Raw genomic sequence first — 20475 nt, 5'->3', positions numbered from 1 at the left:
CGATGTGGTATTTCACCTGGATACTCGGCCTTGGCCTTGCCGTCTCGTTCGGGATCATCAACGGCATGTGGAACGAATTCCGCATGGACGATGGCGGAGAGGCGGAGGAATAGTCCCCCGCCCCGTCACCGCTTTGTCTGACGCCGTGACGTCAGGCCCAAATATCAGGCAATATCGCTGATCTTCAGCTTCGGCTTGAGTTCGGCCCGCGCCTTCTCTTCGGTCTTCCGGCGCTCGAACACGTCGCGCATATGCTTGCGGTCAGCGTCGGTCAGGATCTTTTCGCTCTCGACGAACTGCTCCTGCTCCTCCTCGCGGATGTGGTGCAGGTATTCGTGCTTCAGATCGGCGAAGCGCTCCATCCACTTCTTCTTGCCCATATCGCGCGCGGTCAGATCATCGAGCATCTTGTCGATGTCCTTGTGCTCGGCCACGGCGTGGCGCGCAAACTCGGTGGTTTCCGGGTTGCGCAACACGGTGGACCACAGCGCCTGTTCCTCGGCAGCGGCGTGGGATTTCAGCTCATAGACCAGTTCCTCGAACAGGGCCTCGCGGTCTGCGCTTTTGCCCTCGGTCACCTCGATCATGGCCAGCAGCGCGCGGTGCCGGTCGTGGTCTTCGATCAGCCGCCCGAAGATGTCGGGCAGCCCGCGCAGGTCAGTCTCAGGGGTTGTCCCGATGCGCGCCGGAACATCGGGCGCGATGGCTTTGGCCTTGGCGATGGCATCAGCTTTCGCCTTTGCCGGGGCTTTTTCCTTGGTCTTGGTTGCCATGTTTGTCACTCCCTCAGGCCAGATCGCGGATCTTCGGCTCGCGCGCAAAGTGGCGCACCGGGCCGACGTTCAGCAGTTCTTCGTTGGGCACCACGCCCGCGTCCTTCTCAACGCCCGCCTTGTCGAGGATCACCTGCGTGCCCTTGCAATGGGCGATGGTCTTGCAATGGCCATAGGCGTCCATGAACCACTGGACCGCAGCGCCCTGCGTGGCCAGCTTTGCCGCAGCATCGGGCATGAGGACCGAAGCCACCGCATCGAACAGCACCGAGGGCGACCCTTCCAGCTTGCCATCGGCCTTGAGCGTGCCGCCCTTGACGGCGATCCCGCCAACTTTTGGCGCAACCAGGAACACGCTGCCGCCAGCCGCTTCGATGCCGGACTTCAGCTTGTCGATAGTCGCCTTGTCCGAACCTTCGGCAAAGAGGATGCCGACCTTGCGGCCTTCGAAGGTCATCTTCGCCTGCTTCTGGATCGAAAGCGCATCAGACGGCTTCATCTTCACCGGTTCACGCGCGGCAGGTGCCTTTTCCGGCAGGTCCATCGCCAGCCCATCGGCCACGCGCTTTGCCAGCGCCTCGTCGACATTGCGCAGGCGAGACAGAACGCGGACGCGCACGTGTTCCAGCGTGACCTTCGACAGCTCAAACACCATTGCCGAGGCAATATGCGCCTGTTCGTTCTCCGTTTGCGACTGGAAGAACAGCGTTGCCTGGCTGTAGTGATCGGCAAACAGATCTGCCCTCACCCGAACCTTCTCGGTCGGGTCGTTACGCTCGCCATTCTCGCGGAACGAGGTGAAGCCGGTGTCCACAGATGCGCGCGGCCCTGCGTCCTCGCCCGCTTCATCCAGCGAGTTCGGTTCGTAGTTGGCACGGCCGGTAGGAACCAGCGTCTGCATCAGACCATCGCGCTGCATGTTGTGGAACGGGCACTTGGGCGCGTTAATCGGGATCTGGTGGAAGTTGGTCGTGCCAAGGCGCGACTTCTGCGTATCGAGATACGAGAACAGGCGTCCCTGCAGCAGCGGATCGTTCGAAAAATCGATGCCCGGCAGCACGTTGGTTGGCAAAAAGGCCACCTGCTCGGTCTCGGCAAAGAAGTTGTCGACATTGCGGTTGAGCGTCATGCGGCCGATGATATCGACTGGCACGTCCTCTTCCGGGATCAGCTTGGTGGCATCCAGCACATCGTAGGGCTGCTTGGCGGCAAATTCCTCGTCGAACACCTGCACGCCCAGATCCCACGCCGGGAAGCTGCCCGCCTCGATGCTTTCAAACAGATCGCGGCGGTGGAAATCCTGATCGGCCCCGGCGATCTTCACGGCCTCGTCCCAGATCAGCGATTCCATGCCCAGCACGGGCTTCCAGTGGAACTTGACGAACTTGCCCTCCCCCGCTGCATTGACGAAGCGGAAGGTGTGGACGCCAAAACCTTCCATCATGCGCAAGGTGCGCGGAATGGCGCGGTCGCTCATCGCCCACATGATCATGTGCATGGTTTCGGGCATCAAGCCGACGAAATCCCAGAACGTATCGTGCGCGCTGCCAGCCTGCGGATAGCCGCGGTCGGCCTCCATCTTCACCGAGTGGACAAGGTCAGGAAACTTGATCGCGTCCTGAATGAAGAACACCGGGATGTTGTTTCCAACCAAATCCCAGTTGCCTTCGTCGGTATAGAGCTTCACCGCAAACCCGCGCACATCGCGCGGCGTGTCGACCGAACCTGCACCGCCAGCGACGGTAGAAAAGCGCACGAACACCGGACACGTCGTGCCCTTTTTCTGGAACAGGCCTGCCTTGGTCAGTTCAGGGATCGCCTTGGTCACTTCAAACACGCCATGCGCGCCCGATCCACGCGCGTGGACGATGCGTTCAGGGATACGTTCGTGATCGAAGTGGAAAATCTTCTCGCGCAGGATGAAGTCTTCGAGCAGCGTCGGCCCGCGCGCGCCTGCCTTCAGGCTGTTCTGGTTGTCGGAAATGCGATGGCCGAAATTGTCGGTCAGGAAGGCCGAACCATTGTTTCCGCTGGCCGCATTCTGATGCGTCTCTCCGGCATTGCCGGTGGCGGTTTCATAGCTTGCCGCGCCGCTACCCGGCTGATGGTCAGCCAGACCGTTGTCGAGCGCGGGCGAGGAGGCGGAAGTTTCGGGTACGGTCTTGGCCATGAAGAATGTCCTGTCTTGTCGTCCACGCACAGACCGGCGCGAACGGGACATGCATGCCCCGCCCGGCTGGCTTGCCCGGACGTTGAGAATAGTTACTGGTGCGTCGCTCTTCGCGACAGATCAGTATGGCAAATCCCGCTGGCGGGTCTGCTTCTTGCGAAGGTATCGCGAAACCACCCAGCCACCGGCAGCAGCAGCGATCACGCCGCCCGGTCCCATGCGCCGCAGCACTTTGGGGGCAACCGTCGCGATGGCCAGACCGACCAGCGCACCATTACCGTCGCTCATCCCATGCGTCCGCTCGGCAATCTTCTTGCCGACCATTGCCGATATGATCTTGCCTAGCATGTGTCCTCCTATTTGCGCTTTGAACGAGCGCGTGAAGACATGGTTCCCGCCTTTGGGATCTGGTGCCGCTGCCCCATATGGGTGGTGATTTTTGATCAAGGCGGCTAGCCTTGGCTGGTATTGGCCCTGGCGCGCTCTTGTGGTGTTATCGATCATGGCCACAAATGGGCGAGGTATTGATCGGAATGAACGGCGCCAACGCATTGGTCGGCACGCTTGCCGACACCGGGATCGAAGTCTGCTTTGCCAATCCGGGCACGTCGGAAATGCACTTTCTGGCCGCGCTGGAAACCCCGCGTATCAAATCTGTGCTGTGCCTGTTCGAGGGCGTGTGTACCGGCGCTGCCGATGGCTGGTATCGGATGCGGGACAAGCCCGCCTGCACGCTGCTGCACCTCGGCCCCGGCCTCGCCAATGGGCTGGCGAATATCCACAATGCCCGGCGCGCCAGTTCGGGCATGGTCAACATTGTGGGCGAACATTCCGCCTCGCACTTGCGCCATGATCCGCCGCTGATGTCCGACATCGAAGGGCTGGGCCGCCCGCTCAGCCACTGGGTGCGCCGGGCCGAAAGCGCGCAGAGCATCGCGTGGGACACGGCGACGGCGGTGGCGAAAGCGTCCGAACATCCGGGCCGGATCGCTACGTTGATCCTGCCGGGCGACACGGCGTGGCAGGACGCCAGTGGTTCGGTCACGCCAAGCTTCACCGCACAACCGCGCAAGGCACCGAACGCTGCCCGCATCGAAGCCGTTGCCAACGTCCTGCGCTCGGGCGAGCCGACGCTGATGATCCTTGCCAACAAGGCCGCGCGCACCGCCCCGCTCGAACTCGCCGGAATGGTGGCGGCGGGGACCGGGTGCAGGCTGGGGTCGCAGTTCTTCACCACCCGGATTGAACGGGGCGCGGGCCGCGTGTCCTTGGAGCGAATTCCCTATGCCGTCCCCGCTGCGATGGCGTTCCTCAAGGATTTCAAGCACATCATCACCGTGGAAACGCGTGAGCCGGTGGCCTTCTTTGCCTATCCTGACCGACCCAGCCTGATGAAAGCGCCCGACGCCATCGTCCACACGCTGGTGGAACCGGACGAGGACAGCATTCTGGGACTCGAAATGCTGGTCGATGCGCTTGGCCTTGGCGGCACCGCGCCGCACCTGCAATCATCGGCGGAACGGATTGCGCCCAGTGGCAAGCTGGACCCGATCAGCATTGCCCATGCGCTGTGCGCAGGCATTCCCGAAAACGCCGTCGTGGTGGATGAATCCCTCACCAGTGGGCGGGAATCGATGAGCTATACATTGGGCGCGCTGCCGCATGACATGATCAACAACCTTGGCGGATCAATTGGTTACAGCCCGCCCGTGGCCACCGGCGCGGCAATGGCCTGCCCTGACCGACGCACCATCTGTCTGGTCGGCGATGGCAGCGCGATGTACACGATCCAGTCGTTGTGGACGCAGGCGCGCGAGCAGTTGCCGGTGACCACGGTGGTCTTTGCCAACAACAGCTACAATATCCTCAAGGCCGAATATTCCAACATGGGTGCTGGCCCCGCCCCCACCGAACGCGCACTGACCATGATCGACATTGACCGGCCGACGATAGACTGGCTTGCGATGGGCAAATCGATGGGCGTCCCCGGCGTTCGCGTGGAAACCGCCGAGGATCTGGCCCGCGCGCTGCTGAATGCGAACGGCGAGGCCGGGCCGAGGTTGATCGAAGTGAAGCTCTATTGAGCCGGATTTGCGGGGATGTTGAACATTCCAATTCGGAATACATTTATCATTCAATAGAACTAGGCGGCATAGTCTCCGCCCCCTAGAACCCCGGAACAAGCCAAAGCACTCCGGGAGAAGACCATGCGTACCCTGATCCGAGATGTCTCGATCTTTGATGGCGAGACATTGCGCAGCGGAAACAACGCTGTAGTCGTGGCGGGTGACCGGATCGAGGCTATTGCAGACGCCGCAGATGCGTTTGACGGGCAGGCTTTCGACACTGTGATCGAAGGCAAGGGCATGACGCTGATGCCCGGCATGGTGGAATCGCATGCGCACCTCACCTGGGGATCCTCGGTCGAAAAAATCTACCACCAGTTCATCCTTCCGGCTGACGAATTGAAAGTGGCGGCGTGGCGCAATGCGCGCGTGCTGCTCGATCACGGCTTCACCAGCGCCTATTCCGCAGGCGCGCTGGGCGATGGCATCGAGGTAGGCCTTGCCCGCGCCATCGCAGCAGGTGAAACGCCGGGACCGCGCCTCATTCCCTCCACGCTGGAACGCAGCCCCGAAGGCGCGGAAGGCGTCGAGACCGGCGATGTGTTCAACGGGCGCGGGCCGGACGCCATCCGCAGTTTCGTGGCCTATTGCAAGGAACAGGGCGTCGGCTCGCTCAAACTTGTCGTCTCGGGCGAAGATGCGCTGAAGCCCGGCTCTGCGGGCGATGTGCTCTATACCGATGAGGAAATGGAAGCCGCCGGACAAGCCGCGCGCGACGCCGGTCTGTGGATCGCCACGCACGCCTATTATCCCAAGGCCATCGACCTTGCGCTAAAGGCCGGCGCGCGCATCATTTACCACGCATCCTATGCCGATGAGGCCGCGGCCGATGTGATGATCGCGGCCAAGGACACTACGTTCTATGCCCCCTCGCCCGGCGTCTCCATCGCCGCGCTTGAAGCCACTCCGCCGCCGCATATCGACATGAGCCACATGAAGAAAAGCGCTGCCGAACGCATGGCGCTGGAGGCCAAGCTGGTGCCCGCACTGAAGGCGCGCGGAATGCGCATCCTGATCGGCGGGGACTATGGTTTTCCGTTCAATCCCAATGGCCGCAACGCGCGTGACTTGCAGATTTTCGTCGATCATTTCGGCTATACTCCCGCCGAGGCGCTGACCGCTGCGACCGCGCTGGGCGGTGAATTGATGGACCTGCAAGTGGGCCGCGTCCGCGAAGGCTGGCTGGCTGATCTGCTCCTGGTCGATGGTGACCCGACTCAGGACGTAAGCATCCTGCAGGACAAGGCGCGGCTGGCGATGATCATGCAGGGCGGCGCGCTCTACAAAGCGCCTGCGGCATGATCGACGTTGCGATCATCGGTTGCGGACCTGTCGGAGCTATGGCCGCCAACCTGCTGGGAAGGCAGGGTCTTTCGGTCGTCGTGCTGGAAAAAGAGACCGAGCATTACCCCCTTCCCCGCGCGGTTCACCTTGACCACGAGATGATGCGCCTGTTCCAGAGCGCGGGCGTGATCGACCGCGTTTTGCCGGACATGGTGGCGACGGACGGCCATCTGCATGTGGGCGCGGATCATGGCGTGATCCGCTATATGGGCACCGTGGGGAAGCCCAAGCCGTTCGGTTGGTCCAACGATTACTTTTTCTACCAGCCGGAATTCGAAACGCACCTGCGTGATGCCCTTGCCGAGAATGGCGACATAAAGCTGCTGCTTGGGGCCGAATTTTCCTCTCTGGAACAGCATGATAGCCATGTGCGGGTGCGCTATTTCCTGAACGACACCAAGATGCACCTAGAGCGCACAGAGATGCATCTGGACGCGCGCTGGGTGATCGCAGCCGACGGTTCGCGCAGCCCTGTGCGCAAGGCGTTGAACGTGAAGCTGGACGACCTCGATTTCGAGGAGCCGTGGCTTGTTGTCGATGCCGAAGTGGAAGGCCCGGTGACCTTCCCGCCAATCTCCGGCGTGCCCGCCGACGCTGATCTGCAGCGCCTTTCGGTGATGATGTGCGACCCTTCCCGCCCCGCCACGGTGGTCCCCGGAAGGCGCAATCACCGCCGCTGGGAATTCATGCTGCTTCCCGGTGAAGACGATGCTGTGATGATGCAGTCGGACAATGTCGCCGCGCTGGTTGGCGCGTGGATGAAGGACGTTCCGCACAAGATCGTGCGCGCTGCCACCTATCGCTTTCACGGTCTGGTTGCCGAAAAATGGCAGGTGGGCCGGGTGTTTCTGGCCGGCGACGCCGCGCACCAGACGCCGCCATTCTTTGGGCAGGGCATGTGTCATGGATTGCGCGATGTGGCGAACCTTGCGTGGAAAATGGCGGCAATTGTCAACGATGGCGCGGACGAGGCGATCCTTGGCACCTACCAGCCGGAACGCGATCCGCATGTGCGCGGGGTGATTGGCGCGGCGGTGGCGGCCGGGCGCTATATCTGCGAGCTAGATCCGGGCAAGGCGGCTGCGCGCGATGCCGCGATCCGCGAGCAGGCGGCGCAGAAGGCGGGTGAGACGGCGGCGGATTTAATCCCTGCAATTTCAACGGGCTTCGTCGCACCGGGCACTTCGGGTGCAGGTGCGCGCTTTGTGCAGCCGATCCTGAGCGACGGACGCAAGCTGGATGATCTGACCGGTCAGGGCTGGCGGTTGTTCGTGGCCGAACCGCGCCCCCGCGAAGGCGGGGGCCTCAGCCCGGTCAGCACATTCGTTGCCTCTGACTTGCCCGATGGTGGTGCAGTGGCGGCGTGGCTCGATGCACATGGTGCAGAAGCTGTGCTGGTGCGGCCTGATCATTATGTGTTCGGCACGGGCAATGCCGCCGACCTTATTGTCGTGCGCGATATGTTATTGAAAAACAAGCAGGAGATTGCGGCTTGAGCCTTTCCCTTTCCGCCGCACAGACCATTGCCACCGCAGCGCTGGCCGAGGCACGTGCGCGTGCTGCCAAGCCGCTGGCGGTGATCGTGTTGGACGCCGGGGGGCAACCGGTGACCTTTGCCCGTGAGGATGGGGCGACGATGTTTCGCCATGACATCGCACGGGCAAAGGCACTCGGCGCCATCGGCATGGGCGACGATACGCGCATTCTGGCAGAGCGCGCCAAAGGCAATCCCGCCTTCTTTCAAAGCGTTACGGCAGTGGTTGGTGGCAATATCGCGTTCTCGCCCGGCGGCGTGTTGATCCGCGATGCTGGCGCAGTGATCGGCGCGGTGGGGATCAGCGGCGATACCGGCGATTGTGACGAGGAGTGCGCGCTGGTTGGCATTCGAGCGGCCGGGTTCAATCTGGAGCCGAATGCGAATCTGGAGAATGCGAAATGAAGTTGCGCAGCATCGAACTGGCCCTGCCCGATCCGGCGGGCGCGGCGGCGTGGATGGTGGACGTGTGGGGGCTTTATCCCGCAGATGTGCGCGGCGAAACGCACTATCTGCGCGGGACCGGGCCGTTTCCCTATCTGGTGGCGTTCGAAAAATCGGACGCTGAATTTGTCCGTTCAACCACGTTTGTCTGTTCAGACGAAGAGATGGCCGCACTGAAGGTGCGCGTGACGCAGCAGGGTTGGGCAGCACGGCCCGTGACTTCAACCGATCCCGGCGATGGTTCGGGCATTGTGGTGGAACTGCCCGAAGGCACGATCTTGCGCTTTCTGGCGGGCACCAGCGAAGTGGCTCCGATTGACGGCTTTGCCAAGGCCAGCAAACGCGTGTCCCCGGTGAAGCTGACGCACGTGGTGTTCAACGCCGCCGATGCCGAAATGATGGGCCATGCGGTGGAAGACGTGCTGGATTTCCGCGTGTCTGACCGGACAAAGGGCATGGTTTTCGTGCGCTGCAACGACAGCCACCATTCCACCGCCTTTGCCCGCGCGGGCTTTGCCAGCCTGAACCACGTGGCGTTCGAGATGGACGATCTGGACGCGGTGATGCGCGGCATTGGCTGGATGCGCGACAATGGCTTTGCACCAGCGTGGGGTCCGGGGCGGCATGGTCCGGGCGACAATGTCTATGCCTATTACATCGCGCCGTTCGGCCCGGTGATCGAGTATTCCACGCCGGTCGAGAAGGTGCCTGCGGATTATGTAACCGGCGTGCCGGACGACTGGACGTGGCCCGAGCAGCGCATCGACCAATGGGGCGTTTCGGACAAGGATTTCGATGGCTTGCGTGTGGCGGAAGAGCGTTTCCGCTGCCGTCGCGATTGGGAACCTGCAGCGCTTTGACAATCAACAGGCGAGGATTTGTGGGCGGCGCGGCCGCACTTGCGCTGGCGGGAATGCCGGGGCACGCAAAGCAAATCCTCCGAGGAGACAATAGAATGGCCCGTTACATCAGCTTCCGCCGTCCCGATGGCACCGCCAGCTTTGGCCGCCTTGATGGTGAAACCGTGCAGGATCTGGGCGCACAGGGCGCGCCCGCTTTCCTGAAGGACGTGCTGGGCGGCGATCTGGCGGCGCTGCCCGCCATAGCCAGCTTTGCACGCGCCGATGTGCGCCTGCTGCCCGTTGTGCCGAACCCCGGCAAGATCCTGTGCGTTGGCCTGAACTATGCCACCCACGTGGCCGAAACGGGGCGCGACCAGAAGGAATTTCCGGCGATTTTCACGCGTTGGGCCGACAGCCTGATTGCTGACGGCGAACCGCTGGTACGCCCGCCCGAAACCACCCGCTTCGATTATGAAGGCGAGCTGGCCGTGGTGATCGGAAAGGGTGGCCGCCGCATTCCCCGCGCCAATGCGCTGGATCATGTAGCGGGCTATTCGGTGTTCAACGATGGATCGGTGCGCGATTGGCAGCGCCACAATATCCAGTTCACACCGGGCAAGACCTTCCCCGGCACAGGCGCGTTCGGCCCGGCGATGGTGACGCCCGACGATGTGGCCGACCTTGGCAGCCAGCGGGTGCAGACCCGGCTGAACGGCGAACTGGTGCAGGATCAGCCGATTTCGGACATGATCTGGGATGTGGCCTTCGTGATCGAATATTGTTCGACCTTCGCGCCTTTGTCTCCCGGCGACGTGATCGTGACCGGCACACCCGGCGGTGTGGGCGACAAGCGCCAGCCGCCGCTTTACATGAAGGCAGGCGACGTTTGCGAAGTGTCGGTGGGCGTGATCGGCACGCTGACCAACCCGGTGATCGACGAAGCATGATGTACCGCGCGGGCTGACTGCTTCGACTTCCCCACGCCCGCACACCCTGAGCCTGTCGAAGGGTGTTTGCGGCTGCGCTGTGCCGCATGCTTCGACAAGCTCAGCATGAGCGGGTGGTGGGAGGCGGGCTGTAGGAAGCGGGCTTCTGATGGTGCGCCGCCACTCTATCGGTGGGCGGCGATCAGGTCTGTCATCACGTCGATGAAGGCCTTCGCCATCGGGCTGGGCACGACAGCCTTCAGGCGCTTCCAGCCGAATTTGCGGATGGGACTGTCTGCCAGGGGAACCCATGCGAATTGCGGTTCGTGGCCGATCAGTTCCACGTCAGTCAGCAGGAATAGGCGGTTGCTGGCCAGCGCGATCTGCTTTTGCAGGTAGAGTGAGTTGGTGCGGATCACGTCTGCGGGCCAAGGCAGGCCCCGGCTGAGGAACAGCGCCTCGATCAGCTGGTGAAAGCGGCTGCCACCAGTTGGCAAGACCCACGATTGATCGAGCAAGTCCTGAATGCGCAAGGTTTGGGCGCTTGCCAGAGGGTTGCTCTTCGCCATGCCGACATACATGCGCTCAGTCAGCAGCACGCCTTCGACGATGTTGGGTAATGGTCTGCCTGCGTCGGTGCCGCCGAGATCGGTAACAGGGCCAACCAGCAGCCCGATCTCGCCCTTTTCAAGCGCGGGCTGAAGTTCGGAATCCAGCCCTTCACGAAGGGCGATGCGCAAGGGTCCACTGTCGGCGCAAAGGCGGCCAAACACCGCTGGCATCAGGCCGGGCATGGCGCTGGGCGTGGACCCGACGATCAGGGGGCCGCGCGCTTCCTCTCCCAGCGAGGACAGTTCATCGCGCGCCTGCGTGGCCAGATTGGTCATCGCAATGGCTGTGCGCCCGAGGATGACGCCTGCCGCCGTGGGCACGGCCCCGCGATGGCCGCGTTCCAGGACCTGCGTCTTGGCCACACGTTCGATCAGGGCGATGCTTTTGGAAATGGCGGGTTGAGTGACGCCAAGCGCCTCTGCCGCGCGGTTGAACGAGCCATGTTCGATCACCGCCCGCAAGGCCCGCCAATGCCGCGTGTCGATGTCCATGATCATTCCCGATGGTTATAGCTGCATCGCCTTGTAGTACTATGCAGCATGAGCAGCAATGGTTACCAAGGTGCCGGGAACCAGAGGACACGTGATGGAAGAGTCTGCCGATACTGCCGCTCGCATTGCCGAAATGGGGCGTGAGTTGGGACCGCAGGTGTTGCAGGCCTTGGGGGCGCTTTACGGCGATCAGCAACGCGCGCTGGCCGATGCGATGCCGGTTTCGGTGCAGGACGTGGCCTATGGTCCGCACGCGCGGCACCGGCTCGACATCTACCGGCCCAAGAGTGATGCGCTTTCACCGATCTTTGTGTTCGTACACGGCGGCGGCTTCCTCAAGGGGGACAAGGGCGACAACGGCAGTCTGGCAAACACCAACATGGGCCGCGTTGCCGCGCGGGCCGGTTTTCTTGGTGTGGTGATCAACTATCGCCTTGCGCCCGACCACGTGTGGCCTGCGGGTGCGGAAGACGTTGCTGCGGTTGTTGCTTGGTTGAAGGCGAACGCAGCGGATCACGGCGGCGATCCGGGGCAGGTGATCCTCTGCGGAACTTCGGCGGGGGCGGTCCATGTTTCGGGCTATGTGAAGCATGTGGGATCTGCACAGGCCGAGGCCGATGTGCGGGGGTTGATCCTGCTGTCGGGCCTTTATGGATACACCCCGCCCGATGCACGCGACGCGCTTTATACAGGCGATCCGGCGCTCTATCCGCAACGGTGGACGAAGGATGCTTTGGCGCAAGTGCAGTTGCCGATCATGGCGTGTTGCGCTGAATTCGATCCCGTGCGGTTCCAGACGGAATGGATTGGGCTGATGGATGATCTGCTGAGGCACAATGGCGGCCTGCCTGCAGGCGGGGTGGTGCGCGGGCATAATCATTACAGCATCACCATGCACATCGGTGGCGATGATGACAGGCTGGAGCAGGAACTGATCGCCTTTGCAGCGCACGCGTGCAGCATGGGGGCGGCAAAGGCATTCGGTCGATAGCGTTGCATCGATAGAATGCGATGGTGGCCGCATGGCGCGTGATGCAAGGGCAAGGCAATTGCATTGCAACATGCGGGGAGAACTATGGCCCAGTGGCTCAAACGCGGCGCGGCTGCGGACGTTAAGGCGCAGGCGGATCGCAAGGTCCGCGACATCGTGGAGGCGTCGCTCGCCGATATCGAAAAGCGGGGCGATGCCGCCGTGCGCGATATGTCGATCAAATTCGATGGCTGGGATCGCGAGGATTATCGGCTGAGCCAGGCCGAGATCGATGCGGCGGTGGACAGTCTGAGCGCGCAGGAGCGCAAGGACATCGAATTCGCACAGGCGCAGGTGCGAAATTTTGCACAGATCCAGCGTGACAGCATAAAGGACGTCGAGGTCGAGACCCTGCCCGGCGTGGTGCTGGGGCACAAGAACCTGCCGATCCAGAACGCAGGCTGTTATGTGCCGGGCGGCAAGTATCCGCTGCTGGCATCGGCGCACATGTCCGTCATCACCGCCAAGGTGGCAGGCGTGCCGCGCGTCATCACTTGTGCGCCGCCGTTCCAGGGCAAAATCGCGCGCGCCATCGTGGCGGCGCAGGCAATGGCAGGCGCCGATGCGATCTATGCGCTGGGCGGCATTCAAGCGGTGGGCGCAATGGCCATCGGCACGGCGAGCATCGATCCGGTGGACATTCTGGTTGGCCCCGGCAACGCCTTTGTGGCCGAAGCCAAGCGCCAGCTGTTTGGCCGCGTGGGCATCGACCTGTTCGCAGGGCCAACCGAAACGCTGATCATCGCTGACGAAATTGGCTGCGATCCAGAAATGGCAGCGACCGACATCCTTGGCCAGGTGGAGCATGGGCCAGACAGCCCCGGCGTGCTGCTGACCAACAGCGAAAAGTTTGCGCGCGCAACGATGGCCGAGATCGAGCGGCTGCTGCTGATCCTGCCCACCGCCGACCATGCGCGCAAGGCGTGGGAGACGTTTGGCGAAGTGATCGTGGCTGACAGCTACGAGGAAATGGTCCGCATCGCCGATGACATCGCCAGCGAGCATGTGCAGGTGATGACGGCCGATCCTGATTACTTCCTCCAGAAGATGACCAACTACGGTGCGCTGTTCCTTGGCAGCCGGACCAATGTGTCGTTCGGCGACAAGGTGATCGGCACCAATCACACGCTGCCGACGAAGAAGGCTGCGCGCTATACCGGGGGGCTGTGGGTCGGCAAATTCCTCAAAACCTGCACATATCAGCGCGTGCTGACCGATGAGGCGTCGGCGCTGATCGGTGAATATTGCAGCCGCCTGTGCGCGCTGGAAGGCTTTGCCGGGCATGGCGAGCAGGCCAATATCCGCGTGCGCCGCTATGGCGGGCGCAACGTGGCTTATGCCGGACAGGCAGAGCCGAGCGAGCTGACGCGGGCGTGATGGCGCTGCCCCGCACGCCGTCGTTCCGGCTTGATGGCAAGCGCGCGGTGGTGACCGGCGCGGGGCGCGGCATCGGCCTTGCCGCTGCGGCTGCACTGGCCGAGGCGGGCGCGCAGGTCACGCTGGTGGCGCGGTCCTCAGCAGAGATTGACGAGGCGGCCAGCGCGATCGGCAACGGTGCGCGGGCCGCAACGCTCGACGTATCGGACCTTGCCGCCGTGGCCGCGTTCTTTGCCGCGCGCGATCCGTTCCACATCCTCGTCAACAATGCCGGGACAAACCGGCCCAAACCGATGTGGGATGTGAGCGAGGCCGATTACGACGCGGTGCTGGGCCTGAACGTGAAGGCCGCGTTCTTTGTGGCGCAAGCCTGTGTGCGGCGGATGATCGCGGCGGGCACGCAAGGATCATTGATCCACATGGGCAGCCAGATGGGCCACGTTGGCGGGCCGAACCGCAGCCTCTATTGCGCCAGCAAGTGGGCACTGGAGGGCATGAACAAGTCCTTCGCGCTCGATCTTGCGGCCCACAGCATCCGCAGCAACACCATAGCGCCCACATTCATCGAAACCCCGCTGACCAAGCCGATGTTCGCCGACCCGGCGTTCAAGGCCAGCGTGCTTTCAAAGATCAAGCTGGGCCGCATCGGCAGGGTGGAAGACCTGATGGGCGCGGTGCTGTTCCTGGCTTCCGATGCCTCTGCCCTGATGACCGGAACCAGCCTTGTCGTCGATGGCGGCTGGACCGCAGAATAGGAAATCGTCCCATGTTTGAACCCTTCCCCGGAAACTACGTCTGGAACCTTGGCATCAACCTTGCGCTGATTGCGGGCGGCAATCATGGCGAACTGGATGAAGTGTGCCGCCCGGTGCGCGAAGCTGCGAAAGCCGGGGCCGACGCAGGTTCTGCCGAGTTGTTCGACAGCTGGATTGCCGTGGCCGATCAGGTGGCTCGCAATGCAGAACGGGACGAGGCGGAAGGGTTCCTGCTGTCTGCCGGGGCGAAGTATCTGCGCGCGTCGGGCTATTATCTGGGCGCCGAACGCCTGCAAAGCCGTGATTACGCACCGCGCTGGGCCGCTTATGACAGAGGTCTCGAACTCTACCACAAGGGCAGCGCGCTGAGCGGGCTGCACGTGGACAAGGTGGAGATACCCTACGAAGGATCGAGCTATCCGGCGATCTTCGTCCATGACGGTTCGGGCACGCCGCGCCCTGCGCTGGTATCGGTCAACGGCTTGGATTCCATGAAGGAACAGGTCGATATGGCAGGCCACGGCGCGGTGAACCTTGCACGCGGGATCAACACGCTGTTCGTGGATCAGCCCGGCACAGGCGAGGCGATCCGCAAGCGCAACCTGCCCGCCGTGTTCGACGCCGAACGCTGGGGCAGCCCGGCCTTCGATTATCTGCTGACCCGGCCGGACGTGATCCATTCGAAGATCGGCATTTTTGGCCTGTCGTTCGGCGGCTATCACGCGCCGCGCATCGCCGCCAACGATCCGCGCTATGCGCTGTGTGCAGTGATGGGCGCAAACCACGTGTGGGGCCAGCGCCAGCGTGAGCGTGTGGCCAACGAGGGTGAAAATCCCGTTCCGCACTACTGGGACCACGTGATGTGGGTGTTCGGCATCAACGACCAGCAAGCCTTCCTCGAATATGCCGATCAGATCACGCTTGATGGGCAGGTGGAGAAAATCCGCGTGCCGTTCCTCATCACGCATGGCCAGAACGACCGGCAGATCCCCGCCTACAATGCGCAAATGTCCTACGATCAGGCGGTTAACAGCCCCAAACGGCACGTGCGCATATTCACCAAGGCTGATTTCGAAGTAGAGCATTGCGGTGCCGACAACGGCACAGGCATGCGCGATTACATCGCGGATTGGTGCGCAAAGACATTTGCCGAGCTGAGCTGATGGCTGATTTCACGTTCCACCACGGCGGTGTTTCGGTGCCTTCGCTGAATGAGGCGATTGAATGGTACGGGCGCGTCCTGGGCTTCGAGGTTGAAAAGCGGTTCTACATCCAAGCCGCGCGCAGCCACACCGCGATGGTGCGCAAGGGGCCTCTGCGGTTCGAGATCTTCGAGGTGGAAGGCGCAGCGCCCCTTCCCGAAGACCGCCGGTCACCCCCTGCAGACGTGCGCACCCACGGCAACAAGCACGTGGCTTTCCGCGTCGCGGACCTTGAAGCGTTTCTGGCCGAGATGGAGATTAAGGGCGCTGACATAGCGTTTGTCGTCCGCGAAAGCTTCGGCAAGGGCTGCTTCGTGCGGGACTGCGCGGGCAATCTGATTGAGTTTGTGGAAGAAGGGGCGGAGTGACAGCAGCAGGGGGCAGTCGGACGGTTTCATCCCTACACCACCCGCTGCGCGGGCGGTCCCCCTCCCCACCTGCGCTTCGCAAAGGCGGGGAGGATTTTGACCTTAGAGCGCGTGTTCGTCCTCTTCGGTGAGGTTGGCCAGATCGCCCGTTATCGGCTGCTTTCCCGGCGTTGCGCGGCGGAACGGGTCGAAGCTTTTGCGATCATGGTCGAATGCCATGTCCCACGGAATGTCGTCACCCCGGAAGATCGCAGGTGCGTTGTGCGACCACAGCAGTGAGCCAAACTTGAAGTCCCACGCGCGCGGCACCCAGTTGTCGTCCACATAGTCTGTATCTGCGTGGTATTCCGCCTCTCCCGCGTGGCCGGGAATTTCGCAGTAGTAGTAAATCGCGCTGGAAATGCGGTGGCGGGAAATGCCGCCGCTGGTGTTCATGGTGGTGTTCTTCCAGCCCTTGTTGTCCATGATGTTCGCGCCGAGCATGACCTCGTCGATATCGTCGCAACCGAACGCGATGTGCATGAACTTGAAGTGGTCTGGTGCAATTGGCAGGTCGCAATTCACCCAGAAGATCGAATGGTGTTCGAACGTGCCGCCTGCGCGGGCAAAGATGCCTGTCCCTTTCGAATGATCGACATAGCGGAAGCCCAAGTGCCGTTCGTAGAATTCGAAGCTGCCGACATAATCGGGGCTGAAAAATACCACGTGGTTGATAGTGCTGGGGATGGCCTTCTTGCGCCAGATGCGGTGCTGGTTGAAGCGCGGCCAGCTTGATGGCGTGTTGACCGGGCTGGCTTTGGAAACGACCTGCCGCTTGTCCCACACCCGCAACGCGATGGGCTGACCATCGGGGCACAGGCAGTGAACGGTGCCATCGGCATCGCGCGTCACCGGGACTTCGCTGGCAAGGCTGGCGGCGATCTTCCCGAGATTTTCCGCTGTATCAACGCCCCACACGGTTTCCTTCACCCCATCACCGGCAAAAGGATCGGGCGAAGGCAGGCGTGCATCGCCGTGCTGCACGATCACCACTCGGCTGCCCGATTGCAGGCGAAACACGCTTTCGTGTTCGCTGCTGCTCTCCAGCGGCAGGCCAAAATCGGCCCAGAAGCGCGTGTGTTCGGCCAGATCGGCCACGCCGAACAGCACGCTTTCAACACCAAGGACGGCGGGTGTGGCCTCAAGGGGCGCGTTGGAAAAGGGCATGAAATCTCCCGGAATTCTACAAGCCCCCCTCATGCCCGCCGCAGCAAGCTTGCGGAAACCGAAGTTTCCGCTGCCTTGCTATCGATAATGCCGATGGATCAGCTCTTGCGGAAAAGCAGAGTGAGCAGGAAGATCACCGTTCTGAAATCCAGCAGCTTCAGCGCCGCACGCGCTTCTTCGGGCGTCAGCTTTGCCACCATCGGCATCGCGCCGAAGATCTTGCCCCGGATGACCAGCGTATTGCCGTCCGGCTCGATCTTGCGGATCGCCATGAGTTCCTTGTCATTGGCATCGAGGATGCGTGCCACCGGCACCTTGTTGCGCGCGTTGCTCACTGCACGGCCCTCCCGCAGACCTTGTCGTAATCGATGCCCATATCGTCCATCATCTGAATCGCCGTGGCGCGCCCTGCCCCAAACACCCCGCCGCCGGGATGCATGAATGGGCCTACAAGGTAGAGGCCCTCGATCTCGGGCACGCGGAGCGAGCCAAGGTCAGGGGTCGGGCGGTGGCCGGCAGACTGGTAGAAAAACGGCGCGCAGCCGTGGATGTCGCCGCGCACAAAGCTGGCCGGGCTGTCACGCTCGTGGTCGATGGGTGATCGGATCAGGCGGCCGGTGATGTTGTCATCGGTAAGGTTGACGAAGAACTTGCGGTACTGGGCCAGCGCCTTGTCAGCGACTTCCTCCTTGCACGCATCCCACGATTGTGGGCCGCCGGGATGGAGGTTGTAGGGTGCAAAGTTCACGCCATAAAACACCCCTGCCCCTTCCGGCGCGCGGGTGGGATCGAAGATGGTGTTATCACCACCCGCGATCAGGCGATGGCTCACCTCGCCCCGGCGCAGCTTGTCATATTCCAGCTGCATGTCGCGCACTGAATAGAAGTCCATCAGTTCGGTCATCATCGCGTTGCATTCATTGCCGACCTTCAGCTTCAACCGCTCTTTCAGCGTCATGTGCGTCAGGTTGATCGAGAAGGTCGATTGCGTCACGCGTTCGGCGCGTTGCAGCACCGGTTCTGGCGTTTCGGACACGAACTTGCGCAACACATGCGGGTGGATTGCACCGATCACGCCATCGCGGGCCATGAAGGTTTCACCGTCGACCAATTCCAGCCCGGTGGCCTTCCCGCCAGAAACGATCACGCGGCGCACTTCGGCATTGCAGCGCACTTCGCCGCCGAAATGCTCGATCGCGCGGACCAGCGCATGGCTAAGCTGGCCGGAGCCGCCCTTGGGCATGGAACAACCGAACGTGTGGATGATCCCCGGCATCACAAACGCGCCCATGCCAGTGCCTAGCTCATCAGGCATCTGCAGGTTCTCGGTCACCATCCGCACGATATGCAGCTTGAGCATGTCGCTTTCGAAATATTGGTCCACGATGTCGAGCGCGGAGCGCTGCATCAGATCGAGCAGGAAGCGCCCTTCATCGGACTGATCCATCATCGCCACGAACGCGCCCAACGGGAACGGCGGGGCATACATGCCGCTCATCAGCATGGGCAGTGCAGTGGTGCTCATGCCCACGAACTTGCGATAGGCCTCGGCGTCCTTCGCACCGGCCACGCGGGCCAGTTCCTCACACGTCTTATCCAGATCCTTGTAGGACCGGATGACGGTGCCATCCTCCCAGATCGATACATGGACAAGATCGGGATAGATGTATTCCAGCCCGAACCGGGACAGCAAACCCAGTTCGTCCTCGCGCAGCATCGGGTTGCCCTGGATCATGATGTGGACGTTGGAATGCTCGTCATGCCAGAAGCCGGGGTGCAGCAATTCCCGCGTGGAAACGCCGCCGCCGTAGTGGGGCTTGCGTTCCAGCACGAGCACCTTCTTCCCCGCCTTGGCCATGTATGCTGCGGCAACCAGGCCGTTGTGGCCCGCACCCATGACGACGATATCGTACTGGCTCATCTCAATGTTCCCCGGAAAAGAAGCTGCGGAAGCCGGAAATGCCCGGCACGTGGCTGGCCCCGCCACCATCGCAGACCAGCACCTGTCCGGTGATGTTGCGTGCCGCATCGCTGGCAAGGAACGCCACCGCTTCGGCAATGTCCTGCGGATCGCCCAACTGATCGCGCAGGGTTTCGTCCTCCACCACCTTGCGCAAGGCGGGTGGGAACGCCTCACGCAGGGCAGGCGTCATCGTCATGCCCGGCGCAACCGCATTGCAGCGCACGCCCTGCTTGCCGTGGCTGGCCGCAATCGCGCGCGTCATCTGGATCACGGCGGCTTTGCTGCTGGAATAGGCGGCCTGGATCAGGTGCCCCTGCAGCGCCAGATTGCTGACCGTGTTGACGATGCATCCGCGCGTGCGAACCAGATGCGGCAACGCGGCGCGGCAAGCGATCATCGTGCCGCGTGCATTCACCGCAAAGGTGCGGTCCCACAGCGCCGTGCTCATATGCTCAATATCGCCATCGGCCTGCGCAATGTCTGGCCCGAGCAGTGCAGCATTGTTGTGCAGCACATCGATCCTGCCAAAATGCTGCACGGTCTGGGCGATCAGCGCTTCGATGGACGATTCCTGCTCAAGATCGAGCGCAATCGCCAGCGCGCCGGGCAATTGTGCGGCCAGCGCCTGTGCCCGGTCCGCCGCAATATCGGCAATCACCACGCGCGCACCACGCGCCGTCAAAAGGTGTGCGGTGGCTGCCCCGATGCCGCCTGCGCCACCGGTCACCACTGCGATCTTGCCGTCCATGCGGATTGCATCGCCAGCCACGGCCATCTCCCTCTGTTATTGTCTCCTGCAACGTCATAGGATCGCGGTTACAATGCGGAAGACGGCACTTTTTTGTGCCGTGATCGGGGGCTAGGCGGGCTTGAAAATCGAGAATTCACAACCCGGGAACAAGATCGCCGTGCTGGCCGATGATATGGAGCGGCACGGCAAGGAGCGTGATGCGCCCGTGCGCGAAGTGATGGGCCTGCTGGGTGACCGCTGGTCCACGCTGATCCTGCTGGTGCTGGCAACCGGTACGTGGCGTCATGCCGAATTGCGCCGCATGCTGGGGCAGTTGTCAGCCGAACAGGCTATCTCGCAGCGCGTGCTGACGCTGAAACTGCGCACACTGGAACGCGATGGCTTTGTTGCGCGCACCGCCAGCGCGGAGGTGCCGCCAAAGGTTAGCTATGAGCTGACACCGCTGGGGAGCGAATTGCAGGGCGAAGCGCGTCGGCTGATAGACTGGATCAACGCGCGCGCCAGTGCAATCCACCATGCGCGCGAAGGTTTTGACCGCAGCGAGGACTGAACGCCGCTCAA

21 protein-coding genes are annotated in these 20475 nt (G+C 62.4%); 13 read left to right on the top strand and 8 right to left on the bottom strand.

Features of this window, described 5'->3' with window-relative positions; genetic code table 11:
• Positions 1-2: 2 nt before the first annotated feature.
• Complete coding sequence (gene cydX, locus Q8R81_RS06220) at positions 3-113, top strand: cytochrome bd-I oxidase subunit CydX (RefSeq protein ID WP_305616577.1); 111 nt, start codon at positions 3-5, stop codon at positions 111-113.
• Between the two features lie 51 nt (positions 114-164).
• Here cydX and Q8R81_RS06215 read toward each other — a convergent pair whose 3' ends face one another.
• From Q8R81_RS06215 to Q8R81_RS06205, 3 genes are all read right to left on the bottom strand, one after another.
• Positions 165-773 (bottom strand): hemerythrin domain-containing protein, encoded by a 609-nt coding sequence (locus tag Q8R81_RS06215; RefSeq protein WP_305616576.1) that lies wholly within the window; start codon positions 771-773, stop codon positions 165-167.
• A 13-nt stretch (positions 774-786) separates the two neighbouring features.
• Entirely contained in the window at positions 787-2943 is a 2157-nt protein-coding gene (locus Q8R81_RS06210; RefSeq protein ID WP_305616575.1) for a catalase, read from the bottom strand.
• A 120-nt stretch (positions 2944-3063) separates the two neighbouring features.
• On the bottom strand, positions 3064-3291 hold the full coding sequence (locus tag Q8R81_RS06205; RefSeq protein ID WP_305616574.1) for a hypothetical protein: 228 nt from the start codon (positions 3289-3291) through the stop codon (positions 3064-3066).
• Positions 3292-3476: 185 nt separating this feature from the next.
• Here Q8R81_RS06205 and Q8R81_RS06200 point away from each other — a divergent pair, with 185 nt between their 5' ends.
• The 6 genes from Q8R81_RS06200 to Q8R81_RS06175 all read left to right on the top strand — a co-directional run bounded on the left by Q8R81_RS06200 (position 3477) and on the right by Q8R81_RS06175 (position 10180).
• A complete protein-coding gene (locus tag Q8R81_RS06200; RefSeq protein ID WP_305616573.1) occupies positions 3477-5027 on the top strand; it encodes an acetolactate synthase large subunit in 1551 nt (516 codons plus the stop codon).
• A gap of 123 nt (positions 5028-5150) precedes the next feature.
• Positions 5151-6371: an amidohydrolase family protein gene (locus tag Q8R81_RS06195; RefSeq protein ID WP_305616572.1), complete on the top strand. Its 1221-nt coding sequence runs from the start codon at positions 5151-5153 to the stop codon at positions 6369-6371.
• Positions 6368-7909, top strand: coding sequence for a bifunctional 3-(3-hydroxy-phenyl)propionate/3-hydroxycinnamic acid hydroxylase (locus Q8R81_RS06190; protein ID WP_305616571.1), 1542 nt, complete (start codon positions 6368-6370; stop codon positions 7907-7909). The genes Q8R81_RS06195 and Q8R81_RS06190 overlap by 4 nt, the downstream gene beginning before the upstream one ends.
• Positions 7906-8352, top strand: a complete 447-nt coding sequence (locus Q8R81_RS06185; protein WP_305616570.1) for a heme-binding protein — start codon at positions 7906-7908, stop codon at positions 8350-8352. The genes Q8R81_RS06190 and Q8R81_RS06185 overlap by 4 nt, the downstream gene beginning before the upstream one ends.
• A complete protein-coding gene (locus tag Q8R81_RS06180) occupies positions 8349-9251 on the top strand; it encodes a VOC family protein (protein ID WP_305616569.1) in 903 nt (300 codons plus the stop codon). Before Q8R81_RS06185 ends, Q8R81_RS06180 begins: the two co-directional genes overlap by 4 nt.
• A 95-nt stretch (positions 9252-9346) precedes the next feature.
• Complete coding sequence (locus Q8R81_RS06175) at positions 9347-10180, top strand: fumarylacetoacetate hydrolase family protein (protein WP_305616568.1); 834 nt, start codon at positions 9347-9349, stop codon at positions 10178-10180.
• Positions 10181-10344: 164 nt separating this feature from the next.
• On the opposite strand, the gene Q8R81_RS06170 is transcribed toward Q8R81_RS06175, so the two are convergent.
• Positions 10345-11262 carry a LysR family transcriptional regulator gene (locus Q8R81_RS06170; protein ID WP_305616567.1) on the bottom strand — a complete coding sequence of 306 codons (918 nt, stop codon included), beginning with the start codon at positions 11260-11262 and terminating at the stop codon, positions 10345-10347.
• Positions 11263-11320: 58 nt separating this feature from the next.
• On the opposite strand from Q8R81_RS06170, the gene Q8R81_RS06165 reads away from it, so the two are divergent.
• From Q8R81_RS06165 to Q8R81_RS06145, 5 genes are all read left to right on the top strand, one after another.
• Positions 11321-12253, top strand: a complete 933-nt coding sequence (locus tag Q8R81_RS06165; RefSeq protein ID WP_305616566.1) for an alpha/beta hydrolase — start codon at positions 11321-11323, stop codon at positions 12251-12253.
• Between the two features lie 84 nt (positions 12254-12337).
• A complete protein-coding gene (gene hisD, locus Q8R81_RS06160) occupies positions 12338-13669 on the top strand; it encodes a histidinol dehydrogenase (RefSeq protein ID WP_305616565.1) in 1332 nt (443 codons plus the stop codon).
• Entirely contained in the window at positions 13669-14424 is a 756-nt protein-coding gene (locus Q8R81_RS06155) for an SDR family NAD(P)-dependent oxidoreductase (protein ID WP_305616564.1), read from the top strand. The genes hisD and Q8R81_RS06155 overlap by 1 nt, the downstream gene beginning before the upstream one ends.
• A gap of 11 nt (positions 14425-14435) precedes the next feature.
• Positions 14436-15587 (top strand): alpha/beta hydrolase, encoded by a 1152-nt coding sequence (locus Q8R81_RS06150; RefSeq protein ID WP_305616563.1) that lies wholly within the window; start codon positions 14436-14438, stop codon positions 15585-15587.
• On the top strand, positions 15587-15994 hold the full coding sequence (locus Q8R81_RS06145) for a VOC family protein (protein ID WP_305616562.1): 408 nt from the start codon (positions 15587-15589) through the stop codon (positions 15992-15994). Before Q8R81_RS06150 ends, Q8R81_RS06145 begins: the two co-directional genes overlap by 1 nt.
• A gap of 102 nt (positions 15995-16096) precedes the next feature.
• Here the strand turns inward: Q8R81_RS06145 and Q8R81_RS06140 are convergent, their stop codons facing one another.
• From Q8R81_RS06140 to Q8R81_RS06125, 4 genes are all read right to left on the bottom strand, one after another.
• Positions 16097-17200, bottom strand: coding sequence for a VOC family protein (locus tag Q8R81_RS06140; RefSeq protein ID WP_305616561.1), 1104 nt, complete (start codon positions 17198-17200; stop codon positions 16097-16099).
• 98 nt (positions 17201-17298) lie between these two features.
• On the bottom strand, positions 17299-17535 hold the full coding sequence (locus Q8R81_RS06135; RefSeq protein WP_305616560.1) for a hypothetical protein: 237 nt from the start codon (positions 17533-17535) through the stop codon (positions 17299-17301).
• Positions 17532-19121 carry an NAD(P)/FAD-dependent oxidoreductase gene (locus Q8R81_RS06130; RefSeq protein WP_305616559.1) on the bottom strand — a complete coding sequence of 530 codons (1590 nt, stop codon included), beginning with the start codon at positions 19119-19121 and terminating at the stop codon, positions 17532-17534. Before Q8R81_RS06130 ends, Q8R81_RS06135 begins: the two co-directional genes overlap by 4 nt.
• 1 nt (position 19122) lies before the next feature.
• Positions 19123-19932, bottom strand: coding sequence for an SDR family NAD(P)-dependent oxidoreductase (locus Q8R81_RS06125; RefSeq protein WP_305616558.1), 810 nt, complete (start codon positions 19930-19932; stop codon positions 19123-19125).
• Between the two features lie 139 nt (positions 19933-20071).
• On the opposite strand from Q8R81_RS06125, the gene Q8R81_RS06120 reads away from it, so the two are divergent.
• Positions 20072-20464 carry a helix-turn-helix domain-containing protein gene (locus Q8R81_RS06120; RefSeq protein WP_305616557.1) on the top strand — a complete coding sequence of 131 codons (393 nt, stop codon included), beginning with the start codon at positions 20072-20074 and terminating at the stop codon, positions 20462-20464.
• The last annotated feature ends 11 nt before the right edge of the window (positions 20465-20475 follow it).

The sequence above is a fragment of the Novosphingobium sp. genome (assembly GCF_030696665.1).
Classification (GTDB): Bacteria; Pseudomonadota; Alphaproteobacteria; order Sphingomonadales; family Sphingomonadaceae; genus Novosphingobium.
Note: the sequence above shows the minus strand (reverse complement) of the source record. Positions and strands in the feature narration are given on the sequence as shown.

Excerpts from the sequence above, each read along its gene's own strand:
- cydX (WP_305616577.1), top strand. The coding sequence starts at position 3 with ATGTGGTATTTCACCTGGATACTCGGCCTTGGCCTTGCCGTCTCGTTC.
- Q8R81_RS06215 (WP_305616576.1), bottom strand. The coding sequence starts at position 773 with ATGGCAACCAAGACCAAGGAAAAAGCCCCGGCAAAGGCGAAAGCTGAT.
- Q8R81_RS06210 (WP_305616575.1), bottom strand. The coding sequence starts at position 2,943 with ATGGCCAAGACCGTACCCGAAACTTCCGCCTCCTCGCCCGCGCTCGAC.
- Q8R81_RS06205 (WP_305616574.1), bottom strand. The coding sequence starts at position 3,291 with ATGCTAGGCAAGATCATATCGGCAATGGTCGGCAAGAAGATTGCCGAG.
- Q8R81_RS06200 (WP_305616573.1), top strand. The coding sequence starts at position 3,477 with ATGAACGGCGCCAACGCATTGGTCGGCACGCTTGCCGACACCGGGATC.
- Q8R81_RS06195 (WP_305616572.1), top strand. The coding sequence starts at position 5,151 with ATGCGTACCCTGATCCGAGATGTCTCGATCTTTGATGGCGAGACATTG.
- Q8R81_RS06190 (WP_305616571.1), top strand. The coding sequence starts at position 6,368 with ATGATCGACGTTGCGATCATCGGTTGCGGACCTGTCGGAGCTATGGCC.
- Q8R81_RS06180 (WP_305616569.1), top strand. The coding sequence starts at position 8,349 with ATGAAGTTGCGCAGCATCGAACTGGCCCTGCCCGATCCGGCGGGCGCG.
- Q8R81_RS06175 (WP_305616568.1), top strand. The coding sequence starts at position 9,347 with ATGGCCCGTTACATCAGCTTCCGCCGTCCCGATGGCACCGCCAGCTTT.
- Q8R81_RS06170 (WP_305616567.1), bottom strand. The coding sequence starts at position 11,262 with ATGGACATCGACACGCGGCATTGGCGGGCCTTGCGGGCGGTGATCGAA.
- Q8R81_RS06165 (WP_305616566.1), top strand. The coding sequence starts at position 11,321 with ATGGTTACCAAGGTGCCGGGAACCAGAGGACACGTGATGGAAGAGTCT.
- hisD (WP_305616565.1), top strand. The coding sequence starts at position 12,338 with ATGGCCCAGTGGCTCAAACGCGGCGCGGCTGCGGACGTTAAGGCGCAG.
- Q8R81_RS06155 (WP_305616564.1), top strand. The coding sequence starts at position 13,669 with ATGGCGCTGCCCCGCACGCCGTCGTTCCGGCTTGATGGCAAGCGCGCG.
- Q8R81_RS06150 (WP_305616563.1), top strand. The coding sequence starts at position 14,436 with ATGTTTGAACCCTTCCCCGGAAACTACGTCTGGAACCTTGGCATCAAC.
- Q8R81_RS06145 (WP_305616562.1), top strand. The coding sequence starts at position 15,587 with ATGGCTGATTTCACGTTCCACCACGGCGGTGTTTCGGTGCCTTCGCTG.
- Q8R81_RS06140 (WP_305616561.1), bottom strand. The coding sequence starts at position 17,200 with ATGCCCTTTTCCAACGCGCCCCTTGAGGCCACACCCGCCGTCCTTGGT.
- Q8R81_RS06130 (WP_305616559.1), bottom strand. The coding sequence starts at position 19,121 with ATGAGCCAGTACGATATCGTCGTCATGGGTGCGGGCCACAACGGCCTG.